The sequence below is a fragment of the Streptomyces sp. NPDC023527 genome (assembly GCF_055560115.1).
In genome coordinates this window covers 217447-238463 of sequence record NZ_JBVHJJ010000011.1, presented here as the reverse complement: position 1 = coordinate 238463, position 21017 = coordinate 217447, and the positions used below count along the sequence as shown (strand labels likewise).

At 73.1% G+C, this 21017-nt stretch carries 18 protein-coding genes and 1 pseudogene; 13 read left to right on the top strand and 6 right to left on the bottom strand.

Features of this window, described 5'->3' with window-relative positions; translation table 11 throughout:
• Positions 1 to 42: 42 nt before the first annotated feature.
• Entirely contained in the window at positions 43 to 576 is a 534-nt protein-coding gene (locus ACZ303_RS22800) for a TerD family protein (RefSeq protein ID WP_467341770.1), read from the bottom strand.
• Between the two features lie 86 nt (positions 577 to 662).
• Entirely contained in the window at positions 663 to 1115 is a 453-nt protein-coding gene (locus ACZ303_RS22795) for a DUF1348 family protein (protein ID WP_467341768.1), read from the bottom strand.
• A gap of 109 nt (positions 1116 to 1224) precedes the next feature.
• On the opposite strand from ACZ303_RS22795, the gene ACZ303_RS22790 reads away from it, so the two are divergent.
• Entirely contained in the window at positions 1225 to 1812 is a 588-nt protein-coding gene (locus tag ACZ303_RS22790; RefSeq protein ID WP_467341766.1) for a TetR/AcrR family transcriptional regulator, read from the top strand.
• A gap of 144 nt (positions 1813 to 1956) precedes the next feature.
• On the top strand, positions 1957 to 2562 hold the full coding sequence (locus tag ACZ303_RS22785; RefSeq protein WP_467341764.1) for a YdbC family protein: 606 nt from the start codon (positions 1957 to 1959) through the stop codon (positions 2560 to 2562).
• Between the two features lie 70 nt (positions 2563 to 2632).
• Here ACZ303_RS22785 and ACZ303_RS22780 read toward each other — a convergent pair whose 3' ends face one another.
• Positions 2633 to 3256 (bottom strand): TetR-like C-terminal domain-containing protein, encoded by a 624-nt coding sequence (locus ACZ303_RS22780; protein WP_467341762.1) that lies wholly within the window; start codon positions 3254 to 3256, stop codon positions 2633 to 2635.
• Between the two features lie 150 nt (positions 3257 to 3406).
• Between ACZ303_RS22780 and ACZ303_RS22775 the strand changes: the two genes are divergently transcribed.
• The 4 genes from ACZ303_RS22775 to ACZ303_RS22760 all read left to right on the top strand — a co-directional run bounded on the left by ACZ303_RS22775 (position 3407) and on the right by ACZ303_RS22760 (position 6404).
• Entirely contained in the window at positions 3407 to 4066 is a 660-nt protein-coding gene (locus tag ACZ303_RS22775; RefSeq protein WP_467341760.1) for a histidine phosphatase family protein, read from the top strand.
• An 11-nt stretch (positions 4067 to 4077) separates the two neighbouring features.
• Positions 4078 to 4971 (top strand): ADP-ribosylglycohydrolase family protein, encoded by an 894-nt coding sequence (locus ACZ303_RS22770; protein WP_467341758.1) that lies wholly within the window; start codon positions 4078 to 4080, stop codon positions 4969 to 4971.
• A 66-nt stretch (positions 4972 to 5037) separates the two neighbouring features.
• Positions 5038 to 5739 carry a ribonuclease HII gene (locus tag ACZ303_RS22765; protein ID WP_467341756.1) on the top strand — a complete coding sequence of 234 codons (702 nt, stop codon included), beginning with the start codon at positions 5038 to 5040 and terminating at the stop codon, positions 5737 to 5739.
• Between the two features lie 59 nt (positions 5740 to 5798).
• Positions 5799 to 6404, top strand: coding sequence for a hypothetical protein (locus ACZ303_RS22760; protein WP_467341754.1), 606 nt, complete (start codon positions 5799 to 5801; stop codon positions 6402 to 6404).
• A 92-nt stretch (positions 6405 to 6496) separates the two neighbouring features.
• Here the strand turns inward: ACZ303_RS22760 and ACZ303_RS22755 are convergent, their stop codons facing one another.
• Together ACZ303_RS22755 and ACZ303_RS22750 are read right to left on the bottom strand one after the other, a co-directional pair.
• Positions 6497 to 7075, bottom strand: a complete 579-nt coding sequence (locus ACZ303_RS22755) for a hypothetical protein (RefSeq protein WP_467341752.1) — start codon at positions 7073 to 7075, stop codon at positions 6497 to 6499.
• 222 nt (positions 7076 to 7297) lie between these two features.
• Positions 7298 to 9463: a RecQ family ATP-dependent DNA helicase gene (locus ACZ303_RS22750; RefSeq protein WP_467341751.1), complete on the bottom strand. Its 2166-nt coding sequence runs from the start codon at positions 9461 to 9463 to the stop codon at positions 7298 to 7300.
• A gap of 147 nt (positions 9464 to 9610) precedes the next feature.
• Between ACZ303_RS22750 and ACZ303_RS22745 the strand changes: the two genes are divergently transcribed.
• The 7 genes and pseudogenes from ACZ303_RS22745 to ACZ303_RS22715 form a co-directional block, all read left to right on the top strand.
• Positions 9611 to 10987, top strand: a complete 1377-nt coding sequence (locus ACZ303_RS22745) for a DUF4192 domain-containing protein (protein ID WP_467341749.1) — start codon at positions 9611 to 9613, stop codon at positions 10985 to 10987.
• A 134-nt stretch (positions 10988 to 11121) separates the two neighbouring features.
• The gene (locus ACZ303_RS22740; protein ID WP_467341747.1) at positions 11122 to 13155 is read left to right on the top strand and encodes a glycogen debranching N-terminal domain-containing protein; all 2034 of its coding nucleotides are present in this window, start codon (positions 11122 to 11124) and stop codon (positions 13153 to 13155) included.
• Positions 13156 to 13244: 89 nt separating this feature from the next.
• A complete protein-coding gene (locus ACZ303_RS22735) occupies positions 13245 to 14006 on the top strand; it encodes an NUDIX hydrolase (RefSeq protein ID WP_467341745.1) in 762 nt (253 codons plus the stop codon).
• A gap of 189 nt (positions 14007 to 14195) precedes the next feature.
• Complete coding sequence (locus ACZ303_RS22730) at positions 14196 to 16244, top strand: ABC transporter ATP-binding protein (RefSeq protein WP_467341743.1); 2049 nt, start codon at positions 14196 to 14198, stop codon at positions 16242 to 16244.
• A gap of 146 nt (positions 16245 to 16390) precedes the next feature.
• A complete protein-coding gene (locus tag ACZ303_RS22725) occupies positions 16391 to 17329 on the top strand; it encodes a FadR/GntR family transcriptional regulator (protein WP_467341741.1) in 939 nt (312 codons plus the stop codon).
• A 432-nt stretch (positions 17330 to 17761) separates the two neighbouring features.
• Complete coding sequence (locus tag ACZ303_RS22720) at positions 17762 to 19321, top strand: RNA polymerase sigma factor (protein ID WP_467341739.1); 1560 nt, start codon at positions 17762 to 17764, stop codon at positions 19319 to 19321.
• 144 nt (positions 19322 to 19465) lie between these two features.
• Positions 19466 to 20266: pseudogene (locus tag ACZ303_RS22715) on the top strand (serine protease); the annotation flags it as partial.
• 379 nt (positions 20267 to 20645) lie between these two features.
• On the opposite strand, the gene ACZ303_RS22710 reads toward ACZ303_RS22715, so the two are convergent.
• Complete coding sequence (locus ACZ303_RS22710; protein WP_467341737.1) at positions 20646 to 20879, bottom strand: DUF7455 domain-containing protein; 234 nt, start codon at positions 20877 to 20879, stop codon at positions 20646 to 20648.
• Positions 20880 to 21017: the final 138 nt, after the last annotated feature.

The window sequence follows — 21017 nt, the reverse complement described above, 5'->3', positions numbered from 1 at the left end:
GCAGAGCCACTGCGGTGTCCGCGAGGTCCGCGCCTCCCACCTTCACGACGGCCGTGGCCGGCCCATTTCTGCGGCGAAAGACGCCGGGTCGGTGTCGAAGCCTCTTACGCCCGGGCGGAATTGCCATGCGCCCGCGTCGTCCCGGACGAACTCCGCGACGGTCGCGGCCGTGCACTCCGGGACACCACCGAAGTCGTCGGCCATCAGCTCGTTGCGGCCCTCGACAATGCGGACACCTGTGTGGGGGACGGCGTCGAATGTCTTGCGGCCGTCCCGCTGCTGAATGGCGACACCCACCACGACCCGGCCGTACGAAGGTGCCAGCCGGTCGAACTCCAGGACCATGATCTCGTCGTCGCCGAAGCCCTGGCCGGTGCGGCTGTCGCGGTTGAGGGTGATCGTGCCATCCGGTGACCGGCTGCCGAAGTGCACGAGGTACACGGGTTTGCCGTGCGGGTCGTGCGCGGGATAGGTCGCGGCGATGATGTCGAGGTCGTGATCCGGAGCGCCGGCGGGGCTGGGGTCCCACTTGAGAGCCACCTCGACTTTTCCGAGCCCTTTATTGAGACCGCTCACCAGGCTTCCCCTTCCTCGGAGCCATCCGAACAACAGCTCTTCACAGGATCGCTTCCGCAACTACCAAGGCTTTGACGTTGGTTGTTTCATGGTGCCACGGACGGCCATATACCGGCTCCGTGTCGGGCGGTTCGCTCGACGGCGTCCTCGTCGGCCGGCACGTCGTTGATGCTTGCCTCGCGCCGCCGCATCAGCCCGTTCGCGTCGAACTCCCACTGCTCGTTGCCATAGCTGTGCCAGCGCCGGCCGTCCGCGTCCCGCCACTCGTACCGGAAGCGTACGGAGATCCGATCGCCGGACCAGGACCACAGATCCTTGCGCAGGCGGTAGTCGAGCTCCTTCTCCCACTTGCGGTGGAGGAAGGCCCGGATCTCCTCGCGGCCGACGAGGAACTCGTCCCGATTCCGCCACACGCAGTCCTCGGTGTACGCCAGGACGACCCGGTCGGGATCGCGGCTGTTCCACGCGTCCTCGGCGGCCCGCACCTTGGCCCGGGCGGATTCCTCGTCGAACGGCGGCAGCGGTGGGCGCTGGGGCATGGCAAACCTTTCCTCTGGGTGATGCCGGAATGTTGGAGAACGAGCGTTCTCCAACGCTGTCGCGTAGCCTAGAGAACGAACGTTCTCTTCGCTAGGGGGTTGCGATCGCATGGATGACATCGAGGCCGGGGTCCGGGTGCTGGACGCCGCGGAGGCTCTCTTCTACGAGCAAGGTGTCCAGGCGGTGGGCATGGACCGCATCCGGGCCGCGTCGGGGGTCTCGCTCAAGCGGCTCTACCAGTGCTTCGAGTCCAAGGAGGAACTGGTCGAGGCCTATCTGCGGCGGCGGGACAAGCGCTGGCGGGCCGCGTTGGCCGCCCATGTGGCGGCGCGGCCCGCAGCCGCGGAGACGCCCCTCGCGGTTTTCGACTGGCTGTATGAGTGGTTCGGTGAACCGGGTTTCCGGGGCTGCGCGTTCATCAACGCCTTCGGTGAGATGGGCACGGGCTCACCGGCCGTGGCCGATGCTGTGAGGGACCACAAGGCCCGGCTGCGGCGCTACTTGCTCGCACTCGCCCGCGACGCCGGGGCCGCCGATCCGGAGCGGCTGGCGGACGAGCTGTCCGTTCTCGTCGACGGAGCGATCACCACGGCGGCCGTCACCGGAGTGCCCGACGCCGCCCGGCGGGCGCGGAGCGTCGCCGCCGTCCTGCTCGCGACGGCCACGGCGAGCCCTGGTGGCCGGTCCGGTCGCTGAACAAGGCGTGTCGGTAGGGGACTTCGCGGAGCCGTCGGCGGGGACGTCCGGGCCGGATGCGGCGAGGCCGATTCCGGGACGCTCACGCGGGTGTACTCCTCCGGTACGCGATACGCGCCCCCTTCGGCACCGTACGATGGCGCGGTGCTGGTCAAGTGGATTCGCTGCACCGTGGTGGACCGCCGCGGTTTCGAGCGCGGGCAGCGGAAATGGGCGGGGTTGCTCGGCGAGCCGGGGTTCCGGGGCCAGGGCGGGGGCTGGAGTCGGGGGCGACCCCATGTGGCGCACCTCTTCGGCTTCTGGGAGAGTCGCGCGTTCTACGACTCCTTCATGGCGCGCTCGCATGCCAGGCTGGCCGCCGCGCAGGTCGGGACCTTCAAGGACATCCAGGTGCGGCTGTTCGAGCACCGCTTCGACGTGAAGGTCGGTTTCCGGCCGCAGTTCTCGGACGCCGATGTGGTGCGGATCGCCCACTGCCGGGTCCGTCAGGACCGGGTGGAGCACTTCACGCTGATGCAGGAGAAGGTGTGGAATCCGGCGATGGCCGGATCCCCGGGAATGCTGCGGGGTGTCTTCGGTGAGGCTCCGGGTGAGGAATTCCTGGTGCTGTCGATGTGGAACTCCGAGGCCGAGCACGGGAAGTACCGGACGGAGCGGGTGGAACGCCTCGCGCTGCGGGCCCAGATCGAGGCCGACGTGGCGGCCATCGGGGGCGACATCGTCGCGATAGAGCCGTCCTGGACGGTGTGACGGCCGACGGCGCGTAGGCCGGATCCCCTTGCTGCGGGGGCGGGTTGAAGCCCGCCGAGCCGGGGCAGTGTCAGGCGCCCGCGGTGTAGACCCCCGCGCGGGCGGCGGCGAGCGCGGCATCCGCGGCCTGGTCGGCCACGGCCGCGTCCAGCGGCTCATGCGTGATGAACAACCGGAAGAACAGCGGGGCCCAGACGGCGCGGGCCAAGGTGGCGGGGTCGGTGCCGACGGGCAACTCGCCGCGTGCGACGGCTCGTACGACCAGGGGTGCGCAGCGGGCGAGGCGCTCACCGTAGAAGCCGCGCAGGGCGTCCGCCGCGCGCGGCGACTGGAAAGCGGCGGCGATGAAGGCGGTCGGGGCCGCGGCATCCGCCGGATCGCTGAACGTGTCCACGACCTCGTGGGCCAGGGCCCGCAGATCCCCTTCGAGTCTGCCGGTGTCGGGTGGGGTCCAGTCGTCGTCCCCGGCGAGTTCCAGAGCGTCCGCGACGAGTCCTTCGACACCGCCCCAGCGCCGGTAGAGGGTGGTCTTGTGGACGCCGGAGTGCTCGGCGACGTACTCGACGGTCAGGCCCGGGTAGCCGGTCTCGACCAGTCCGGCCAGGACGGCGTCGCGCACGGCGGCGCGGGTGCGGGCGGTGCGCCCGCCGGGGCGGACGCTTCCCGGGGCCTGGGGCGAGGACTCGGAAGGCAAATGCAACTCCAGTTGCGTTAGGTGGAGGGTCGTGTCATGCTGAGGGTAACGCGACATTGGTTGCATTTACTGTTCGGGGGTGGCGCATGCCCGCACAGCTCACAGGGGTGACACGAGGCAGCGGGCCGGTGGGCGATCTAGGGTGGCGGCATGCCACGGCCCCGACGCATCGTTCTCATCCGACACGGCGAGTCGGTGGGCAACGTCGACGACACGGTCTACGAGCGAGAGCCCGACCATGCCCTGAGCCTGACGGAAACCGGCCGCGAACAGGCCCGGGAAGCCGGTTCGCGGCTGCGGGAGATGTTCGGCGACGAGCGGGTGTCCGCCTACGTCTCCCCGTACCGCCGCACCCACCAGACGTTCCACGAGCTGGGGCTCGACCCGAGCCGGGTGCGGGTGCGCGAGGAGCCGCGCCTGCGCGAGCAGGACTGGGGCAACTGGCAGGACCCGGCCGACGTACGCAGGCAGAAGGCATACCGGGACGCCTATGGGCACTTCTTCTACCGTTTCGCGCAGGGCGAGTCCGGCGCCGATGTCTACGACCGGGTCGGGGCCTTCCTGGAGAGCCTCTGGCGGAGTTTCGAGGACCCCGACCACCCGCCGAACGTCCTGGTCGTCACCCACGGTCTGACCATGCGCCTCTTCTGCATGCGGTGGCTGCACTGGACCGTCGCCGAGTTCGAATGCCTGTCGAACCCCGGGAACGGCGAGACCCGCGCCCTGCTCCTCGGGCCCGACGGCAGGTACCACCTGGACCGGCCGTTCGAGCACTGGTGCACCCCTGAACCGTACGGCTTCACCGGTTAGAGTTCGCTGCGATGACCGCTGACCGATTCCACCGAGCCCTGGGGAGCCTGCGCGGGCTGGCCCTGGGTGACGCCCTCGGCTCCCAGTTCTTCGTCCCTGCCAACTATCCGTCGCTCAAGCGCCGCGAGCTGCCGCCCGCCCCTTGGCAGTGGACCGACGACACCGAGATGGCCTGCTCCGTGCTGGCCGTCCTCGCCGAGCACGGCCGCATCGACCAGGACGCGCTCGCGCGCTCCTTCGCCGAGCACCACGACTTCGACCGCGGATACGGCCCGGCGGTCAACCGGATGCTGCGCCTGATCAGGGAGGGCGGGGACTGGCGGGAGCTGGCCGCGGCCCTCTTCCAGGGGCAGGGATCCTGGGGCAACGGCGCCGCCATGCGCATCGCCCCCCTCGGCGCCTGGTACGCCGACGACCCGGAGCAGGCGACGCACCAGGCCGAGATCTCGGCCTACACCACCCACCAGCACCGCGAGGCGGTGGCCGGAGCCATGGCCGTGGCGGCCGCCGCCGCCATCGCGGCCGATCCCACCGGCTCCACCGGCCCGGAAGCGCTGCTGGACGGGGTGATCACGCTCGTACCGCGCAGCGCCGTACAGGCGGGGCTGCGGCGCGCCCGCGACATGCTCGACTACGCGGACGCCGGCACCGTCGCCGCCGTTCTCGGCTGCGGCCGGCGTACCAGCGCGCACGACACGGTGCCGTTCGCCCTGTGGGCCGCCGCCCGCAACCTCGGCTCCTTCGAGACCGCGTTCTGGACGACGGCGCAGGCGGGCGGCGACGTGGACACCACCTCCGCCATCGCCGGAGGAGTGGTCGCGGCGGCGGAACGGGGCGCTCCGCCCGCGGCCTGGCTGGAGCGCACGGAGGCCCTCCCGGCCTGGTTGCCCACCGCCGGGAACTGACCGGGCGAAAAGGAGAGGGGGCGGGGCTACTCGGGCAGCCGGAGGGGGCGTACGCTTGCTGGCGCCATGCCGTACGAACCGCCTACCCACAGCGTCGAGCGCTCCCTCCGCGCCACGACCGGAGCCAAGGTCGTCGCCGGAGTCGACGAGGTCGGCCGAGGGGCCTGGGCCGGACCGGTCACCGTGTGCGCGGCCGTCACCGGCCTGCGTCGCCCCCCGGAGGGCCTCACCGACTCCAAGCTCCTGACGCCCAAGCGGCGCAACGTGCTCGCCGAGCAGCTGGAGGTCTGGGTCACCGCCCACGCCCTCGGCCACTCCTCCCCACAGGAGATCGACGAGCTGGGTATGACGGCGGCGCTGCGGCTGGCCGCGACCCGTGCCCTGGAGGCACTGCCCGTCCGGCCCGACGTCGTCATCCTCGACGGCAAGCACGACTACCTCGGGGATCCGTGGAAGGTCCGTACGGTCATCAAGGGCGACCAGTCCTGTGTGGTCGTCGCCGCCGCCTCCGTGATCGCCAAGGTGCGGCGCGACGCCATGATGGCCGAACTGGGCACGCGATACGCCGACTTCGGATTCTGCGACAACGCCGGATATCCCTCGCCGGTGCACCGCACGGCCCTGGAGGCGCTGGGCCCCACCCCGCACCACCGAATGTCCTGGTCCTATTTGGACTCGCTGCCCAGGTGGCAGCACCTCAAGCGGGCCCGCAGCGCCCCCGAAGCACTTGCTCTGGAGGCCGGTGGCCAGCTCGGTTTCGAATTCTGAGTGGCCCGAACCGCCACCCGCCGACGCGACTCGCACCGGCGTTTGATAAACAACAACTCATGCCTCTCATCCCCGAGGAGCCTCAGATTCACGAGAGTGTCCCGGGTCCCCGCGCAGTTCCGGCCCCCGGCCGCAGCGCGCCGACCCCCCGTCCTGTCCCCGGCCCCCGTTCGGCCGCGATACGGCCCGGCAGCCCCGGCGCCCACCGCGGTCCGGTCCCGGCCCCGCCCCAGCGCACTCCGCGTGCCACGACCGCGGGCGCCCCGGCGCCGGCGGCCGGACCGCAGGTCCAGCTGATCCCGGCGTCCGCGCAAGGCGCGCTGGACGCAGCGGACGAGGCTGTCGACCTGCTGCTCGACACCGGCCGTGAGCCCGGCGAGATCCTGGTGCTCACCACTGGTGACCCGCACCCGTGGGCGGCGCACGAGCTGTCCTTCGGCGAGGCGTCGTACTGGGCCCAGCACGACGCCCGCGACGACGTCTTCTACGCGGCCGCCGACGCGGTCCGTGCCGACACCCGTCCCGTCGTGGTCGTCGCGGTCAACGGCGGCGCCGACACCGCGGTGACCGGCGCGCTGCCCGCGGCGCTGGCCCGTGCCGGCGCCCTGCTGATCGTCTGCGGTGACCCGCAGCGCGTCAACGGCCTTCTCCCGGCGGCCGTCTGAACCTGGACCCGGCGGCCGCCCGCTCCTCCAAGGGGGAGCGGCGGTCGCGGGGCCCGCGCCCGTACGGGCCGCCCGGCCCCCCGGCGGTGATGTCAGCGTGCCGCTGTGCGGCGAAGCGCCTCGGGCGCTCCGCCGCCCGAGGCCGGCGCGGGTGCCGGGCGGCCGGACAGCCGTGGCCGACGTCCACTGCGCCCCTCGCCGAGAACGTGCCAACCACTGGTGGTCAGCGTGATGTACGCACCGCAGCGCAGCCCATGCAGAGTGCAGGCGTCACGCAGTCCCCACATCCACGCTCCGTCCTCCTCCGTCCAATGGGCCCCGCCCTCACGGCAGTAGAGCAGCACGGCCGTACGGACCGGGGTGCGACGACGCAGGTCGTGCGGGATCACCTGACGCAACTGGGCCAGGAGCGCGTTGCGTGAATCCCAGCCGTCGGCTACGACGTGTCTTCGGACGAACGAGGCGCTCGCGGCCAGCCGTTCGCCGGGATCGAGGACGGCGACGACCGCCGTGGACGGTGTCGGCAGATGCCGGGCGTGCAGACCGTTGATCACCTCGCGGGGGTCGCGCAGTAAGGGGATCTCGGCGGCGGCCCACTCGGCGGGTTCGAGCAGCCGGCCCACGCGGGGGACCGAATCGGCGGGCAGGGGCGGAGCGAACCCGAAGGTCATGACCCTCCCTTCGTCTGTGTGCCCACGGGCGGCGTGGGCGACGGCCGACAGGCATGGACGTCCACCACGACGGCAGTCCCGGGCCGTACAGGCCGGATCGGGCGGGGCGGGGGAGCTGTTCCGATTCTCCCCGCCGCGCCGGTGGGCGGCAACGATCAATTGGCGCCACTCACCACAGCTTGGCCGCACGCCACCGCGGCCTCGCCCCCGCCGTCCCGCTCGTTACCCCTGCACCGCCAGCACCAGCGGGAGCACCTCCTTGGCCCCGGCCCGCCGCAACAGCCTCGCGGCCACGGCCAGGGTCCAGCCCGTATCGGCGAGGTCGTCCACGAGCAGGACCGGCCCGTCCGCCGCGGCCAGGGCCTCGGCGAGAGCCGGCGGCACGGTCAACGCCCCGTCCAGCGCCCGCAGTCGCTGCGCGCTGTTGGTGCGCGGCACCCGCGTGTCCGTGTCCGCGTCGCGGTAGGCGACGGTGCCGAGCAGCGGCATGCGCCCGATCGTGGCGATGCGCTCGCCCAAGGACTGGATCAACAGCGGCCGGGTGCGGGAGGCGACGGTGACCACGCCCACCGGGCGGGCGAGCGCGTCCGGGGCACCGGACGCCCAACCACCGGGCCCCCGGGCCCAGTCGGCCAGCACGGTCACGACGGCGTCCGCCACATCGTCCGGAACAGGGCCGTCCGGAGCCTGCGGCGCGAGCAGAGGCCGCAGCCGGTTGCCCCAGCCGATGTCGGAGAGCCGGCCCAGCGCCCGGCCGGAAGCGGCCTGCTCGCCCGCCGGGATACGGCCCTTGAGGTCCACGCCGACCGCGGCCATGCCCGTCGGCCACATCCGCCGCGGCTCGACCTCCACCCCCGGACGCCCCAGCTCGCCGCGCGACGCGTCCAGCGCCACCTCGGACACGTCGGCGGTGAACCGGGCGCCGGCGCAGTTGTCGCAGCGGCCGCACGGAGCGGCCTGCTCGTCGTCCAGTTGCCGCCGCAGGAACTCCATGCGGCATTCCGTCGTGGAGGCGTAGTCACGCATCGCCTGCTGCTCCGCCTCGCGCTGCCGTGCCACCCAGGCGTAACGCTCACCGTCATAGGCCCACGGCCGGCCGGTCGCGGTCCAGCCGCCGCGGACCCGGTGCACGGCGCCGTCCACGTCGAGGACCTTGAGCATGGTCTCCAGGCGGGAGCGCCGCAGGTCCACCTGCGGCTCCAGGGCGGGCAGGGACACGGGGCGCCCGGCGGCGGACAGCACGTCCAGGGTGCGGCGGACCTGTTCCTCGGACGGGAAGGCGAGGGAGGCGAAGTACTTCCAGATCGCCTCGTCCTCGCGGCCCGGCAGCAGCAGCACCTCGGCGTGCTCCACGCCACGCCCGGCGCGGCCGACCTGCTGGTAGTAGGCGATGGGGGAGGAGGGGGAGCCCAGGTGGACGACGAAGCCGAGATCGGGCTTGTCGAAGCCCATGCCCAGCGCCGACGTGGCGACGAGGGCCTTGACGCGGTTGGCGAGCAGGTCGTCCTCGGCCTGCTGTCGGTCGGCGTTCTCCGTCTTGCCGGTGTACGCGGCGACGGTGTGGCCGCGACGGCGCAGAAACGCCGTGACCTCCTCCGCGGCGGCGACGGTGAGGGTGTAGATGATTCCGGACCCGGGCAGGTCCGCGAGGTGGTCGGCGAGCCAGGCCAGCCGGTGGGCGGCGTCGGGCAGCCGCAGGACGCTCAGGCTGAGGCTCTCCCGGTCCAGCGGCCCGCGCAGGACCAGGGCCTCCGCCGCGCCCTCGCCCGTACCCAGCTGTTCGGCGACGTCGGCCGTGACGCGGGCGTTGGCGGTGGCGGTCGTCGCGAGCACCGGGACGCCGGGCGACAGGTCGGCCAGCATGGTCCGCAGCCGGCGGTAGTCGGGCCGGAAGTCGTGGCCCCAGTCGGAGATGCAGTGGGCCTCGTCGACGACCAGCAGACCGGTGGCGGCCGCGAGCTTGGGCAGCACCTGGTCGCGGAAGTCCGGATTGTTGAGCCGCTCCGGGCTGACCAGGAGCACGTCGACCTCGCCCGCCGCGACCTCGGCCTGGACGGTGTCCCACTCCTCGGTGTTGGCGGAATTGATCGTGCGCGCGCGGATGCCCGCCCGCGCGGCGGCCTCCACCTGGTTGCGCATCAGCGCCAGCAGCGGCGAGACGATCACCGTCGGGCCGCTGCCCCGCTCGCGCAGCAACGCCGTCGCGACGAAATACACGGCCGATTTGCCCCAGCCCGTGCGCTGGACGACCAGCGCCCGGCGGCCGTGGGCGACCAGCGCCTCGATCGCGCGCCACTGATCCTCGCGGAGCCTCGCTTTGCCGGTGGTGTCTCCGACGAGGCGGGCCAGGACGGTGTCGGCCGAGGTGCGTAGGTCTTCGTTGGTCATGCCCCCATGCAACACGAGGCCACTGACATCGCGCGAACGGGCTCGTCAATCCTGTGGAAATCCCTGTCCACAGGATTAGTAGGACCATATTGCGAGAGTTATCCACAGGCCTGGCGGGCTCGGCTTGATCCGCGGGAATCTCGGGCCATGACGAACCACAACGACTCAGCCCGCCCCGTCCCCTCCTCCACCGCCGCGTCGGACCCGCACGCGGAACAGCAGGTCACGCTGTGCAGCCCCGCCGAACTCGCCGACGCCCTCCCGTACCTCCTGGGTTTCAGGCCGGACGACAGCGTCGTCATGGTGGCGCTGCACGGTGAGCGCGGCCGCTTCGGCGGCCGGCTCAGGCTCGGCATCCCACCCGTCCGCGAGGAATGGCCCGACGTCTGCGCCCAGCTCGCCGAGACGCTCGTCACCGGCAGCAGCAAGCGGGGCGCCAGGCCCGACGGCGTCGTCCTCTTCCTCTGCCAGGACCCGGGCACGGGCGAGAGCCCGCAGGACGTGATGGAACGACTGCGCCCGCTCGCCCAGAGCCTGCGCCTCGCCTGCGGCGCGCTCGACATGCCCGTCCACGAGGCGCTGTGCATCTCCGACGGCCGCTTCTGGTCCTACTGCTGCCCCGACACCCGCTGCTGCCCGCCGGAGGGCACACCCCTGGCCCTCCCCGGCACCTCCGTCATGGCCGCGGCCGCCACCTACGCCGGCATCGAGGTGCGGGGTTCCCTGCGCCAGATGGAAGCCCGCTACGCGCCCCTGAGCGGTGACCGGGCCGATGAACAGGAGCAGGCGCTGGACGCCGCGTCCGCCCGTCTCGTGCCCCGGATCCTCCGCGCCGCCGACTGCGAGAGCGTCCGGCAGGAGACGCTCGACCTGGCCCGCCGGATGGTGCGCCGGTTCGACGAGACCCCGCCCATTCCCGGCCGGGCCGAGTCGGACGCGCGGGACGACGGCCTCATCGCCGCCGAGGAGGCCGCCGCGGTCGTCATCGGGCTCCAGGACCGCACGGCACGCGACCGCGCCGCGGAATGGATGGAAGGCCCGCAGGCGCCGGCCGTGCTGCGGGTGTGGCGCGCCCTCGCCCGCCGCTGCGTGGCCCCGTACACCGAGCACGCGGCGGCTCCCATCACGCTCGCCGGCTGGGTCTCCTGGTCGGTCGGCGACCAGCCCGAGGCACGGGTCGCCCTCAGCCGCGCCCTGAGTCTCGACCCCCAGTATCTCTTCGCCCAGCTCCTGCACCGTGCCTGCAATGAGGGACTGGACCCCGAGCCGCTGCGCCACTGCCTGCGGCAGGAGCAGGCCGACCGTGCGCTCCGGGCGGCCGTGCGGGCCGAGGCGGCCCGAGCCGAAGCCTCCGACGCGGAAGCGGCGGACGCGACCCGAGCGCCGCAGACCGCCCGCCGCACCAGGACGGGCGGGCCCGCGGGCACGGGTCCCCGCGGATCCACAGGGCCGGCCGGCAGGCCGCGCGTGCGGCGCAGGAGCACGGTGCGCGACCTTCGCGACCGGCAGGACCGCCCCCAGTGACCCGCGCGGCGAGCGGGTGCCGGCCGTGCACCGTGACCTCGGCGGCTCCCACACCGTTCATCCGGGTGGCCCGCAAACGTTGTCCGTCGTCCCGGTACGCGACACCCACATGGGAGCGCAGACAAGTGCAAGGCATGGTCCCCCAGGGACAGTCGACCCGCCGCCCACCGAGCCCGCAGCAGCGCACCGGCCCCGGACGACCACCCGCCCCGCAGCCCGCGCACGCGTCGCTGATCTGCGTCGCGCTCCCGGCCCTCGCCGCCTCCGGTGAGAACGGGCAGATGACCGGGCACGGGCTGGACGGGTTCTACCGGGGAGGGCGGCGGCTGCTGGCGCGGTGTCTGGTGAGGGTCGGCGGCGCCGAGCCGCTGCCCGTGCAGGGGCGGATGCTCGCCGCGGACCGGGCCCGCTTCGTGGGCACCGTGCGCACCGCCGCCGACTCGGGCCCCGACCCGGCCGTCACCGTCGAAAGGCTGCGCACGGCCGAGGGCGTCGAGCGGATCGTCCTGCGCAGCACCGCCGCCCGCCCGCTGCGGCTGGCCGTGGAGGTGTCCCTGGGCACCGATCTCGCCGAGCTGGGCGCCGTCGCGGCAGGGCTCCCCGGCCCCGAGGTGCCCGCCGCGGTGCACGCCGGCGGCCTGCGGTGGACGGCGGCCGGCGCGCAGGCCGTGGTCACGGCCGACCCCACGCCCGGCGACACCCTGGCCTCGGCCGGACTGCTGTGTTGGGAGATCGACCTGCCTGCCGGAGGCACACGCGGCATCGAGCTGCGGGTACTGCCGGAACAGCCCGGCAGGGCGTGGTCGCCCGAGGCCGCCGCACCCCGCGCCCGCGGTGCCGCGCTGTCCTGGGGCGACGCCGAGGCCGACGGGGACGACCCACGCGCCCGAGCCCTGTTCGCGGCAGCCCTCGACGACCTGAGCGCCCTGCTGGTGCGCGACCCCGGGCAGCCGGGAGACGTCCACCTCGCCGCCGGGGTCCCGTGGCGCTGCGGCCTCGCCCCGGCGGAGGCGCTGTGGGCGGCCCGCATGACGCTGCCCCTGGGCGTCCGGCTCGCGGCGGGGACACTGCGCACCCTGGCCCGTACGCAGCCGACGGGGCCCGGGCCCGACAGCGGGCGCATCCCCGGATCGCTGCGCCACGCGGGGGCCCACCTGCCACCGGGATGCACGGGCATCGAGGCGACGCTGCTGTTCCCGGTGGTGCTCGCGGAGGCCCGGCGGTGGGGGTTGCCCGAGCGCGAGGTGGAGGCGCTGCTGCCGGCCGCCGAGCGGTGCCTGGAGTGGCTGCGCTCGGCGGTGGGGGACGACGGCTATCTCGGGGATCCCCTGCCGGGCGGCCCGTACCGCTGCGAGGTGCAGGCCCACGCCCACCGTGCGGCGCTGCTCGGGGCGGACCTGCTGGAGGCGTACGACCGGCCCGGGGCGGAGCGCTGGCGGGCCTGGGCGGCCGGGCTGCGGCGCCGCTTCCGCGAGGACTTCTGGATCGAGGACCCCGGCGGCGGCCGCCCCGCGGCCGCCCGTACGCCCGACGGGCACCGGATACCGCACCTGGGCTCCGCGGCCGCGCACCTCCTCGACACGGGGCTCCTCGCGGCGGGGACGTACGCCCCCGGGCTGCTCGACAGGGCGCAGACCGAGCAACTGGCCCGATCGCTCGGCAGCCCCGCCCTGGACTCCGGCTGGGGACTGCGCAGCCTCGGTGTGAAGGAGCCCGGGCACAACCCCTTCGGCCACCGAAGCGGCGCCGTCCGGGTCCACGAGACGGCCGTGGCCGTGGCGGGGCTGGCGGCCGCCGGTTTCGAGAAGGAGGCCGGTGCGCTGCTGGGGGGCGTGGTCGACGCCGCCGAGTCCTTCGGCCAGCGGCTGCCGGAGATGTACGCGGGCGAGCAGCGCGCCACGGGGAGCGCGCCGCTGCCGCACCCGGCGGCCTGTCGGCCGGCCGCGGTCGCCGCGGCGGGCGCCGTCCAGCTGCTGACCGCGCTCGCCGGGGTGCGGCCCGACGTGCCGACGGGGAGCGTGGCGGTCCGCCCGCTGCGCACGGCGCCGCTCGGGGCGCTGCGGTTCACGGGGCTGCGCGTCGCCGAACAGCCGTTCGCCGTGCGGATCAGCAGGCTCGGGCTCGGCATGGTCGAGGAAGCGGCCGATGGCCTGCAACTGGGGGTGTGAGAGCGATGCGTGCGAGGCTCGCCGACGGGACGCTCGCGGGGCGGGCGCAAGACCCTGTTTATCGTCAAGCAGACGACTATGATCGCGTCATGCCCTACGACCCGTCGGCCTTTCCGCCCTTCGCTGTCACCGTCGACCTGGTCGTGCTCACCGTGCGCCGCCATGCGTTGTGCGCGTTGGCCGTCCGCCGTGGCGAGCCGCCGTACCAGGGCCGCTGGGCGCTGCCGGGTGGGTTCGTGCGGGGCGACGAGGACCTCTCGACGGCGGCCGCGCGCGAGCTGGCCGAGGAGACCGGGCTGCACGCCCACGACCCCACCGGGCCCGTCCTGCCCAACGCCGCCCACCTCGAACAGCTCGCCACCTACGGCGACCCCAAGCGCGATCCCCGGATGCGGGTGGTCAGCGTGGCGCACCTCGCCCTCGCGCCCGACCTGCCCGCGCCCCGCGCCGGCGGCGACGCGCGGAGCGTGCGCTGGGCGCCCGTGGAGGACCTGTTGGACCAGGAGGTGGGTTACGGCCGCGAGGGCGAGCAGGTGGCCCCGCTCGCCTTCGACCACGCCCGGATCCTCGCGGACGGCGTCGAGCGCGCCCGCTCCAAGATCGAGTACTCCTCGCTGGCGACCGCGTTCTGCCCGCAGGAGTTCACCGTCGGCGAGCTGCGCCGGGTCTACGAGGCGGTGTGGGGTGTCGCCCTGGACCCCCGCAACTTCCACCGCAAGGTGACCGGCACACCCGGCTTCCTGGTGCCCACCGGAGGGACGACGACGCGTCAGGGCGGCCGCCCGGCCCAGCTCTTCCGCGCCGGCGGCGCCACCCTGCTGAACCCGCCGATGCTGCGGCCCGAGGCGTAGGGGAGGGGGCGGAGGGCCGTGACCGGAGCGGAGTCTCCGCGGGGTGCGGCCCGGTGTGGGACACGACGAGCGGCAAATACAGGCGTTGCGTAGCAAATAGGACATAACGGGTTACGGTGCTGCCGTACGTCCCCGTGCTCTCACGCGTCCCCGCGCCGCCGAGCCGTCTCACGCCCTGCGAGAGAAGCGATGATCCAGGCCATCGGACTGACCAGCGCCCCCCGCCGCAACCAGCCCCCCGCCGTCGACGACCTCACCTTCGAGGCCCGTCCCGGGCGCGTCACCGTCCTGCTCGGCGACCAGGGCGCCGGCAAGACCAGCGCCCTGCGCCTGATCCTCCGCCTCGACCCCGGCCGCGGCGTCGCGCTCTTCCAGGGCCGCACCCTCGACCGGGTCCCCCATCCCACCCGCGAGATCGGTGTGCTGCTCGGCGACGTCCCCGGCCACCCCGCCCGTACCGCCCGGAGCCACCTGCGGATGCTCAGCGCGGCGGCCGGCGTCCCCGCCGGGCGCGCCGACGACGTCCTGGAGGTCGTCGGCCTCAGCGGCCTCGCCGACCAGCGCATCGGGGACTTCTCGCTGGGCATGGACCGCCGCCTCGGGCTCGCCTCCGCGCTGCTCGGCGACCCTCACACCCTCGTCCTCGACGAGCCCGCGCACGGCCTCTCGCCCCGTGAGACCGCCTGGCTCCACGGAGTGCTGCGCGGATACGCGGCCCAGGGCGGCGCCGTTCTCGTCACCTCGCGCGACCCCAGGGAAGCGGCCCGCATCGCCGACCAGGTCGTCACCATCGACCGGGGCCGCCTCGTCGCCGACCAGACTGCCGACGCCTTCGCCCGTACCCGCCTGCGGCCCCGCGTCGTCGTACGGTCCCCGCACGCGGGCCGCCTCGCCCACCTCCTCACCAGTGAAGCCCGCGCGGCGAGCGCCGCCACCGGCAGTCCGCCCGTCGAGGTCGTCCGTGAGGGAGGCAGTCGGCTGTCGGTCTACAACAGCAGCTGTGCAGCGATCGGCGAGACCGCCTACCGCCACGGCATCCTCGTCCACCGGCTGACCGAGGAGACCGGCGACACCGGCCCCATCGCCCCCCTGCCCCGCGCCGACGGCAGGCGGTCCCGCGGCAGGCGGTCCGGCGCGCGGCCCTCCGAGGCCACGGCCCCCCAGGCGGCCCCCGAACCCCCGGCCGTCCTGCCCGACGCCCCGCCCACCGGCGCGGTCGTCGAGTCGGCCGTCGAGACGGGCCCGGAGGCAACTGCCGCGGCAGCCGTCGGGGCGGCCATGGAGGAGGCCGTGGAGACCGCCATGGCCGCCGCTGCGGACACGGCTCCCGAGGCGGCCACGGGCACGGCTGCCGAGTCGGCCGAAGCCGCCTCCGGAGAGAGCCCCGGTGACGTTGCCGGCCCCTCCGTACGGTCCGTCCCGCCCCCCGTGACGCCCGTCCCGCTGCCCCGCCTCCAGCCCCGCCTCGCGGCGCCCGACCCCGCCTGGCCGCTGCGTTACGAACTCCGCCGCGCCATGGGCGTGCGCACCGGGTGGGTCGTGGCCGCCGCGGCGCTCGCCGGCTCGCTCCTCGCCTCCGTGCTGCTCGCCCGTACCGGCTCCCCGGAGCCGCGCCTGTTCACCGGCTGGCCGTCGATGCTGCCGCTGCCCCCGGCCGCCTTCGGCGCCGGTCTCCTCGGAGCGCTCTCCTTCGGCCAGGAGTTCCGCTATCCCGCGCTCGCCCCCGACCAGGGCACCGTCCCGCGCCGCCTCGGTCTGCTCGTCGCCAAGCTCGTGGTCACGGCCGCCGCCGCCGTGCTGCTCGCCCTGGTCTCGGTCGCCCTCGACGCGGCCGCCGTGGGGCTGCTGTTCGGCGACATCACCGTCGCCCTCTCCGGCGACTGGCAGGTGGCGCTCGTGGGCTGGACCGGTCTGTCCATGGGCTGCGCCTGGGCCGGACTGCTCGCCGCCGGACTGTTTCGTTCCACCGCGCTGGGGCTGGTGGCGGTGCTGGCGGTGCCGACGGTGGTGGTCCCCGTGCTGGGCGGGGTGCTGGCCGAGCCCGCCGCCCGGTCGCTGGCCGGCCTTCCGGAGCGGCTGCGCTCGGCGGCCGTGGTGCAGTGGCCGTCCGGAATGGATCAAGGGGTCTCCGCGGCCCTGCGGCTGGTCTCCCAACCCGTCGGCTGGGCGCTCGCGCTGTCGCTCACCGCCCTGCTCGGCGCGTACGTCCTGACCATGTTCCGCGGCCGGCCGCGATGAGGGTGCCCACCCCCGCTCTCGCGCCCGGGGCGCCTGTGGAACTCGGCGTTGTGATCGTCACGCTCCGCAGTCGACCCACCCCGGAGAGTGCCCGATTCTGTCCGTTTAGTCGTCAATTGTGAGGTAATGGGCGATCACCCTTTCGTGTGCTTTTCACCAAAGACCTCAAGGGAGTTGGAGGTGTCGCCGACAAAGGAGGCGTGAGTACCCTTGCGCACACCATGATGACCGCGGCTCGCCCCGCCGACTCCGGCCTCTCAGGCCCGGGCGAGCTTGACCGCTACTCCTACGCGGAGGCCCCCGGGGCCGACCGCGGAGCCCTGCCCGCCTGGGACGGCGAGGCCGAGCTGAGCCGGGTCGGCCGCCGCGCCGCCGGCAGCCGGGGCCGAGGGCTGCACGGACAGCTCGTACAGCAGCTGGGACAGATGATCGTCTCCGGCGACCTGGGGGCCGACCGCCCCCTCGTCCCGGAGGAGATCGGGCAGCGCTTCGAGGTCTCCCGCACCGTCGTCCGCGAATCCCTGCGCGTGCTGGAGGCCAAGGGCCTCGTCAGCGCGCGCCCCAACGTCGGCACCCGAGTCCGCCCGGTCAGCGACTGGAACCTCCTCGACCCGGACATCATCGAGTGGCGGGCCTTCGGCCCCCAGCGCGACGACCAGCGCCGCGAGCTGTGCGAGCTGCGCTGGACCATCGAGCCGCTCGCCGCCCGCCTCGCCGCCGGCCATGGCCGTGAGGACGTCCAGCAGCGCCTCGCCGACATGGCCGAGATCATGGGCCACGCGCTGGCTCAGGGTGACTCGCTCACCTTCTCCCGCGCCGACGCCGAGTTCCACTCGCTGCTCCTCCAGGTCGCGGGCAACCGCATGCTCGAGCACCTCTCGGGCATCGTCTCCTCCGCGCTGCACGTCTCGGGCGCGCCCTCGGGCGGCTGCGACCGCCCCACCGAGGCCGGGGTGGGTCACCACCTGCGCATCGTCGACGCCGTGGGCGCCGGCGACGCCGCCGGGGCGGAGGCCGCCATGCGGCAGCTGCTCATCGCCCACCCGGACGTCGAGCGTGTGGTGCCCGCCCCGCGCGAGCACTGACCGCGCGAGAGGAGCGGGACGGTACGGGACGGGGTCGTACGGACGGGCCGCGAGCGCGGGACCGTGGACAGGGCTCGCGCGTACGGCCGGACGTCAGGCCGTACGCGCGAGCCGTCGCGGGAGCGAGCGGCGCCAGTCGTCCCCCGGGCTCGGCCGGGGCGTTGAGGGGTGTTCTGCCCGCTTGAGTGGCTTTCGCTCCGTTATGCGGTGTGACTCGGGCCACGACGATTGGGCGTAACGCTCTTTGAGGCAGTGCGATGACTAAAGAGGTGGCAGCCGCGGAGGGAATACAAGCCTCGTTCGAGGTGCTGTGTCCGTCTGCACTCACCACCCGCGCCGTCGGTTCATCCTTGCCGACGGTCGTCGGAACCGGTTCGTCGTTCAGAGCGGACCGGGGCCGAAAGCCGTTTCCATCGTTCCGAGAGGTTGTTCGTGTCGGCCAGCACATCCCGTACGCTCCCGCCGGAGATCGCCGAATCCGAGTCTCTGATGGCGCTCATCGAGCAGGGAAAGGCCGAGGGGCAGATCGCCGGCGACGACGTGCGTCGGGCCTTCGAGGCTGACCAGATTCCGCCAACCCAGTGGAAGAATGTTCTGCGCAGCCTCAACCAGGTCCTCGACGAGGAGGGTGTGACGCTGATGGTCAGTGCCGCCGAGGCGCCCAAGCGCACCCGCAAGAGCGTCGCAGCGAAGAGCCCGGCGAAGCGCACCGCCACCAAGGCCGTCGCCTCCAAGACGGTCACGGCCAGGCAGACCGCGTCCGCCACGTCCGGCACGTCCGCCCAGGGGGCGTACGGCGACGGCGAGAGCGACGAGGCCGTGGGGTCGCCCGCCAAGAAGGCCACCGCCAAGAAGGCAGCTGCCAAGAAGACGGTGGCGAAGAAGGCCACCGCCAAGAAGACAGCGGCCAAGAAGACCGCCTCCAAGAAGGACGCCGACGAGCTCCTCGACGACGAGATCGTCGAGGAGACGCCCACCCCGGGCAAGGGCGAGGAGGAGGACGAGACCGGCGAGAACAAGGGCTTCGTCCTGTCCGACGACGACGAGGACGACGCCCCCGCGCAGCAGGTCGCGGTGGCCGGTGCCACCGCCGACCCGGTCAAGGACTACCTGAAGCAGATCGGCAAGGTCCCCCTCCTCAACGCCGAGCAGGAGGTCGAGCTCGCCAAGCGCATCGAGGCGGGTCTGTTCGCCGAGGACAAGCTGGCGAACTCCGACAAGCTCGCCCCCAAGCTCAAGCGCGAGCTGGAGATCATCGCCGAGGACGGGCGCCGCGCCAAGAACCACCTGCTGGAGGCCAACCTCCGTCTGGTGGTCTCCCTGGCCAAGCGCTACACCGGCCGCGGCATGCTCTTCCTGGACCTCATCCAGGAGGGCAACCTCGGTCTGATCCGCGCGGTCGAGAAGTTCGACTACACCAAGGGCTACAAGTTCTCCACGTATGCGACCTGGTGGATCCGCCAGGCCATCACGCGCGCGATGGCCGACCAGGCCCGCACCATCCGTATCCCGGTGCACATGGTCGAGGTCATCAACAAGCTCGCGCGTGTCCAGCGCCAGATGCTCCAGGACCTGGGCCGCGAGCCCACCCCGGAGGAGCTGGCCAAGGAGCTCGACATGACCCCGGAGAAGGTCATCGAGGTCCAGAAGTACGGCCGTGAGCCGATCTCCCTCCACACCCCCCTGGGTGAGGACGGCGACAGCGAGTTCGGTGACCTCATCGAGGACTCCGAGGCGGTCGTGCCGGCCGACGCGGTCAGCTTCACCCTTCTGCAGGAGCAGCTGCACTCCGTCCTAGACACGCTCAGCGAGCGTGAGGCGGGCGTGGTCTCCATGCGCTTCGGCCTCACCGACGGCCAGCCCAAGACGCTCGACGAGATCGGCAAGGTCTACGGCGTGACGCGTGAGCGCATCCGCCAGATCGAGTCGAAGACGATGTCCAAGCTGCGTCACCCGTCGCGTTCGCAGGTCCTGCGCGACTACCTGGACTGACAGGCGGAATCCGACAGGATCGTCCTCACCCGAAGGCCCGGCACCTCTTCCCGAGATGCCGGGCCTTCGGGCTCTCCGGATGCGGTGATCGCCGCGCGGGTTGACCCTGGGTATGCAAGGAACTCCGTACCGTCAGGAGACCGCATGCGTTCGCTGAGCTATCCGCTGGTCGGCGCCGTCGCGTTGCTGCTGGCGGCGCCCGCCCCCGCGTCGGCGGACCAGGGGGTCGTGGGGGGACAGTCCGTACGGGCCTCGGAGGCGCCCTGGGCGGTCGCGCTGGCGAGCCGTCAGCGGTTCGGCCCAGCCCGTTCGGGGCAATTCTGCGGCGGAGTCGTCGTGGCGGTCAGAACCGTCATCACCGCGGCGCACTGCCTGAGCCGCGAGGTGCTCGGCGGGGACGTCAGCGAGACGAAGGACCTCCGGGTCATCGTCGGCCGGGACGACCTGCGGAGCGTGACCGGGGCGGAGGTGGAGCTGCGCGACACCTGGGTCAACCCGGCGTTCGACTCCGGGACCAACGCGGGCGACCTGGCCGTGCTCACCCTGAAGGAGCCGGTGCCGCGGAGCAGCGTGATCACCATGGCGCAGGCGGGCGAGCCCGGCTACCAGGAGGGCGCGGCGGCCACGGTCTACGGCTGGGGCGACAAGATCGGCAACGGCACCTACTCCGAGAACCTGCGTGCGGCGGGTCTGCTCGTCATGAGCGACGCCGTGTGCGAACGGGCCTATCCGGGGAGCGCGGAGGGGGTCTACCGCTCGGCGTCGATGCTGTGCGCGGGGCTGCCGGACGGCGGCAAGGACGCCTGTCAGGGGGACAGCGGCGGGCCTTTGGTGGCGCGGGGGCGGCTGGTGGGTCTGGTGTCCTGGGGGAGCGGCTGCGCCCAGGCGGGCCACCCCGGGGTGTACACGCGGATCTCGGCGGTGATCCCGCTGGTGAAGGCGCACAGCGACGACGCCGGGAAGCCGGCGGAGCCGCCCGCCGCCCCGCCGCCGGTCAAGTCCCCGGCGATGGTCCCGGCGGGCGTCGGGGCGGCCTCACGCCCGGTGGAACGGCCCGCGATCCCGCCGAAGGGCCACAAAGCCCTCTCGCGAGGTCCCGCGTCGGATCGGGGGCAGGATGCCCGCCCGGCCCCGAGGAGGCCGTGGTGACCCCTGTGAGAGCCCGTGAGGGTGTGCTGGGAGTTTCCCGCGGGTGTTCAGGGGTGGCTGGGCGTACGAGAGCGGGCGGCCTCCCCGGTGGGGGTGGCCGCCCGCGGCTGCCCGGCCCTGGATGGCCGGACCTCGCTCGTCGTCGGATGCGATGTGTCAGCGTTCCAATGCGGACTCAACGGTCCTCGTCGGACACGGACGCCGCCGGAGAGGCGGTGAGCCGCTCCGTCTCGTCCTGTATCTCCGCGGCGATCTTCTTGAGTTCTGGCTCGAACTTACGCCCGTGGTGGGCGCAGAAGAGCAGTTCGCCGCCGCTCATGAGAACGACGCGCAGGTAAGCCTGAGCGCCGCACCGGTCGCAGCGGTCAGCGGCCGTCAGCGGGCTCGCGGGGGTCAGAACAGTAGTCACGTCGCCTCTTCTCTAGCTCGACGAGCTGTCGTACCAGGGTCAACATCCAACCAGGCCGAAAACGTTCCCGCTCGCGGCTTTTCCTCGAAACTTCTTTTTCGAGTGGACCGGATCTTGACGGTTGGCGGCGAATGAGCC

Excerpts from the sequence above, each read along its gene's own strand:
- ACZ303_RS22795 (WP_467341768.1), bottom strand. The coding sequence starts at position 1,115 with ATGCCCCAGCGCCCACCGCTGCCGCCGTTCGACGAGGAATCCGCCCGG.
- ACZ303_RS22790 (WP_467341766.1), top strand. The coding sequence starts at position 1,225 with ATGGATGACATCGAGGCCGGGGTCCGGGTGCTGGACGCCGCGGAGGCT.
- ACZ303_RS22775 (WP_467341760.1), top strand. The coding sequence starts at position 3,407 with ATGCCACGGCCCCGACGCATCGTTCTCATCCGACACGGCGAGTCGGTG.
- ACZ303_RS22770 (WP_467341758.1), top strand. The coding sequence starts at position 4,078 with ATGACCGCTGACCGATTCCACCGAGCCCTGGGGAGCCTGCGCGGGCTG.
- ACZ303_RS22765 (WP_467341756.1), top strand. The coding sequence starts at position 5,038 with ATGCCGTACGAACCGCCTACCCACAGCGTCGAGCGCTCCCTCCGCGCC.
- ACZ303_RS22760 (WP_467341754.1), top strand. The coding sequence starts at position 5,799 with ATGCCTCTCATCCCCGAGGAGCCTCAGATTCACGAGAGTGTCCCGGGT.
- ACZ303_RS22755 (WP_467341752.1), bottom strand. The coding sequence starts at position 7,075 with ATGACCTTCGGGTTCGCTCCGCCCCTGCCCGCCGATTCGGTCCCCCGC.
- ACZ303_RS22750 (WP_467341751.1), bottom strand. The coding sequence starts at position 9,463 with ATGACCAACGAAGACCTACGCACCTCGGCCGACACCGTCCTGGCCCGC.
- ACZ303_RS22745 (WP_467341749.1), top strand. The coding sequence starts at position 9,611 with ATGACGAACCACAACGACTCAGCCCGCCCCGTCCCCTCCTCCACCGCC.
- ACZ303_RS22740 (WP_467341747.1), top strand. The coding sequence starts at position 11,122 with ATGGTCCCCCAGGGACAGTCGACCCGCCGCCCACCGAGCCCGCAGCAG.
- ACZ303_RS22735 (WP_467341745.1), top strand. The coding sequence starts at position 13,245 with ATGCCCTACGACCCGTCGGCCTTTCCGCCCTTCGCTGTCACCGTCGAC.
- ACZ303_RS22730 (WP_467341743.1), top strand. The coding sequence starts at position 14,196 with ATGATCCAGGCCATCGGACTGACCAGCGCCCCCCGCCGCAACCAGCCC.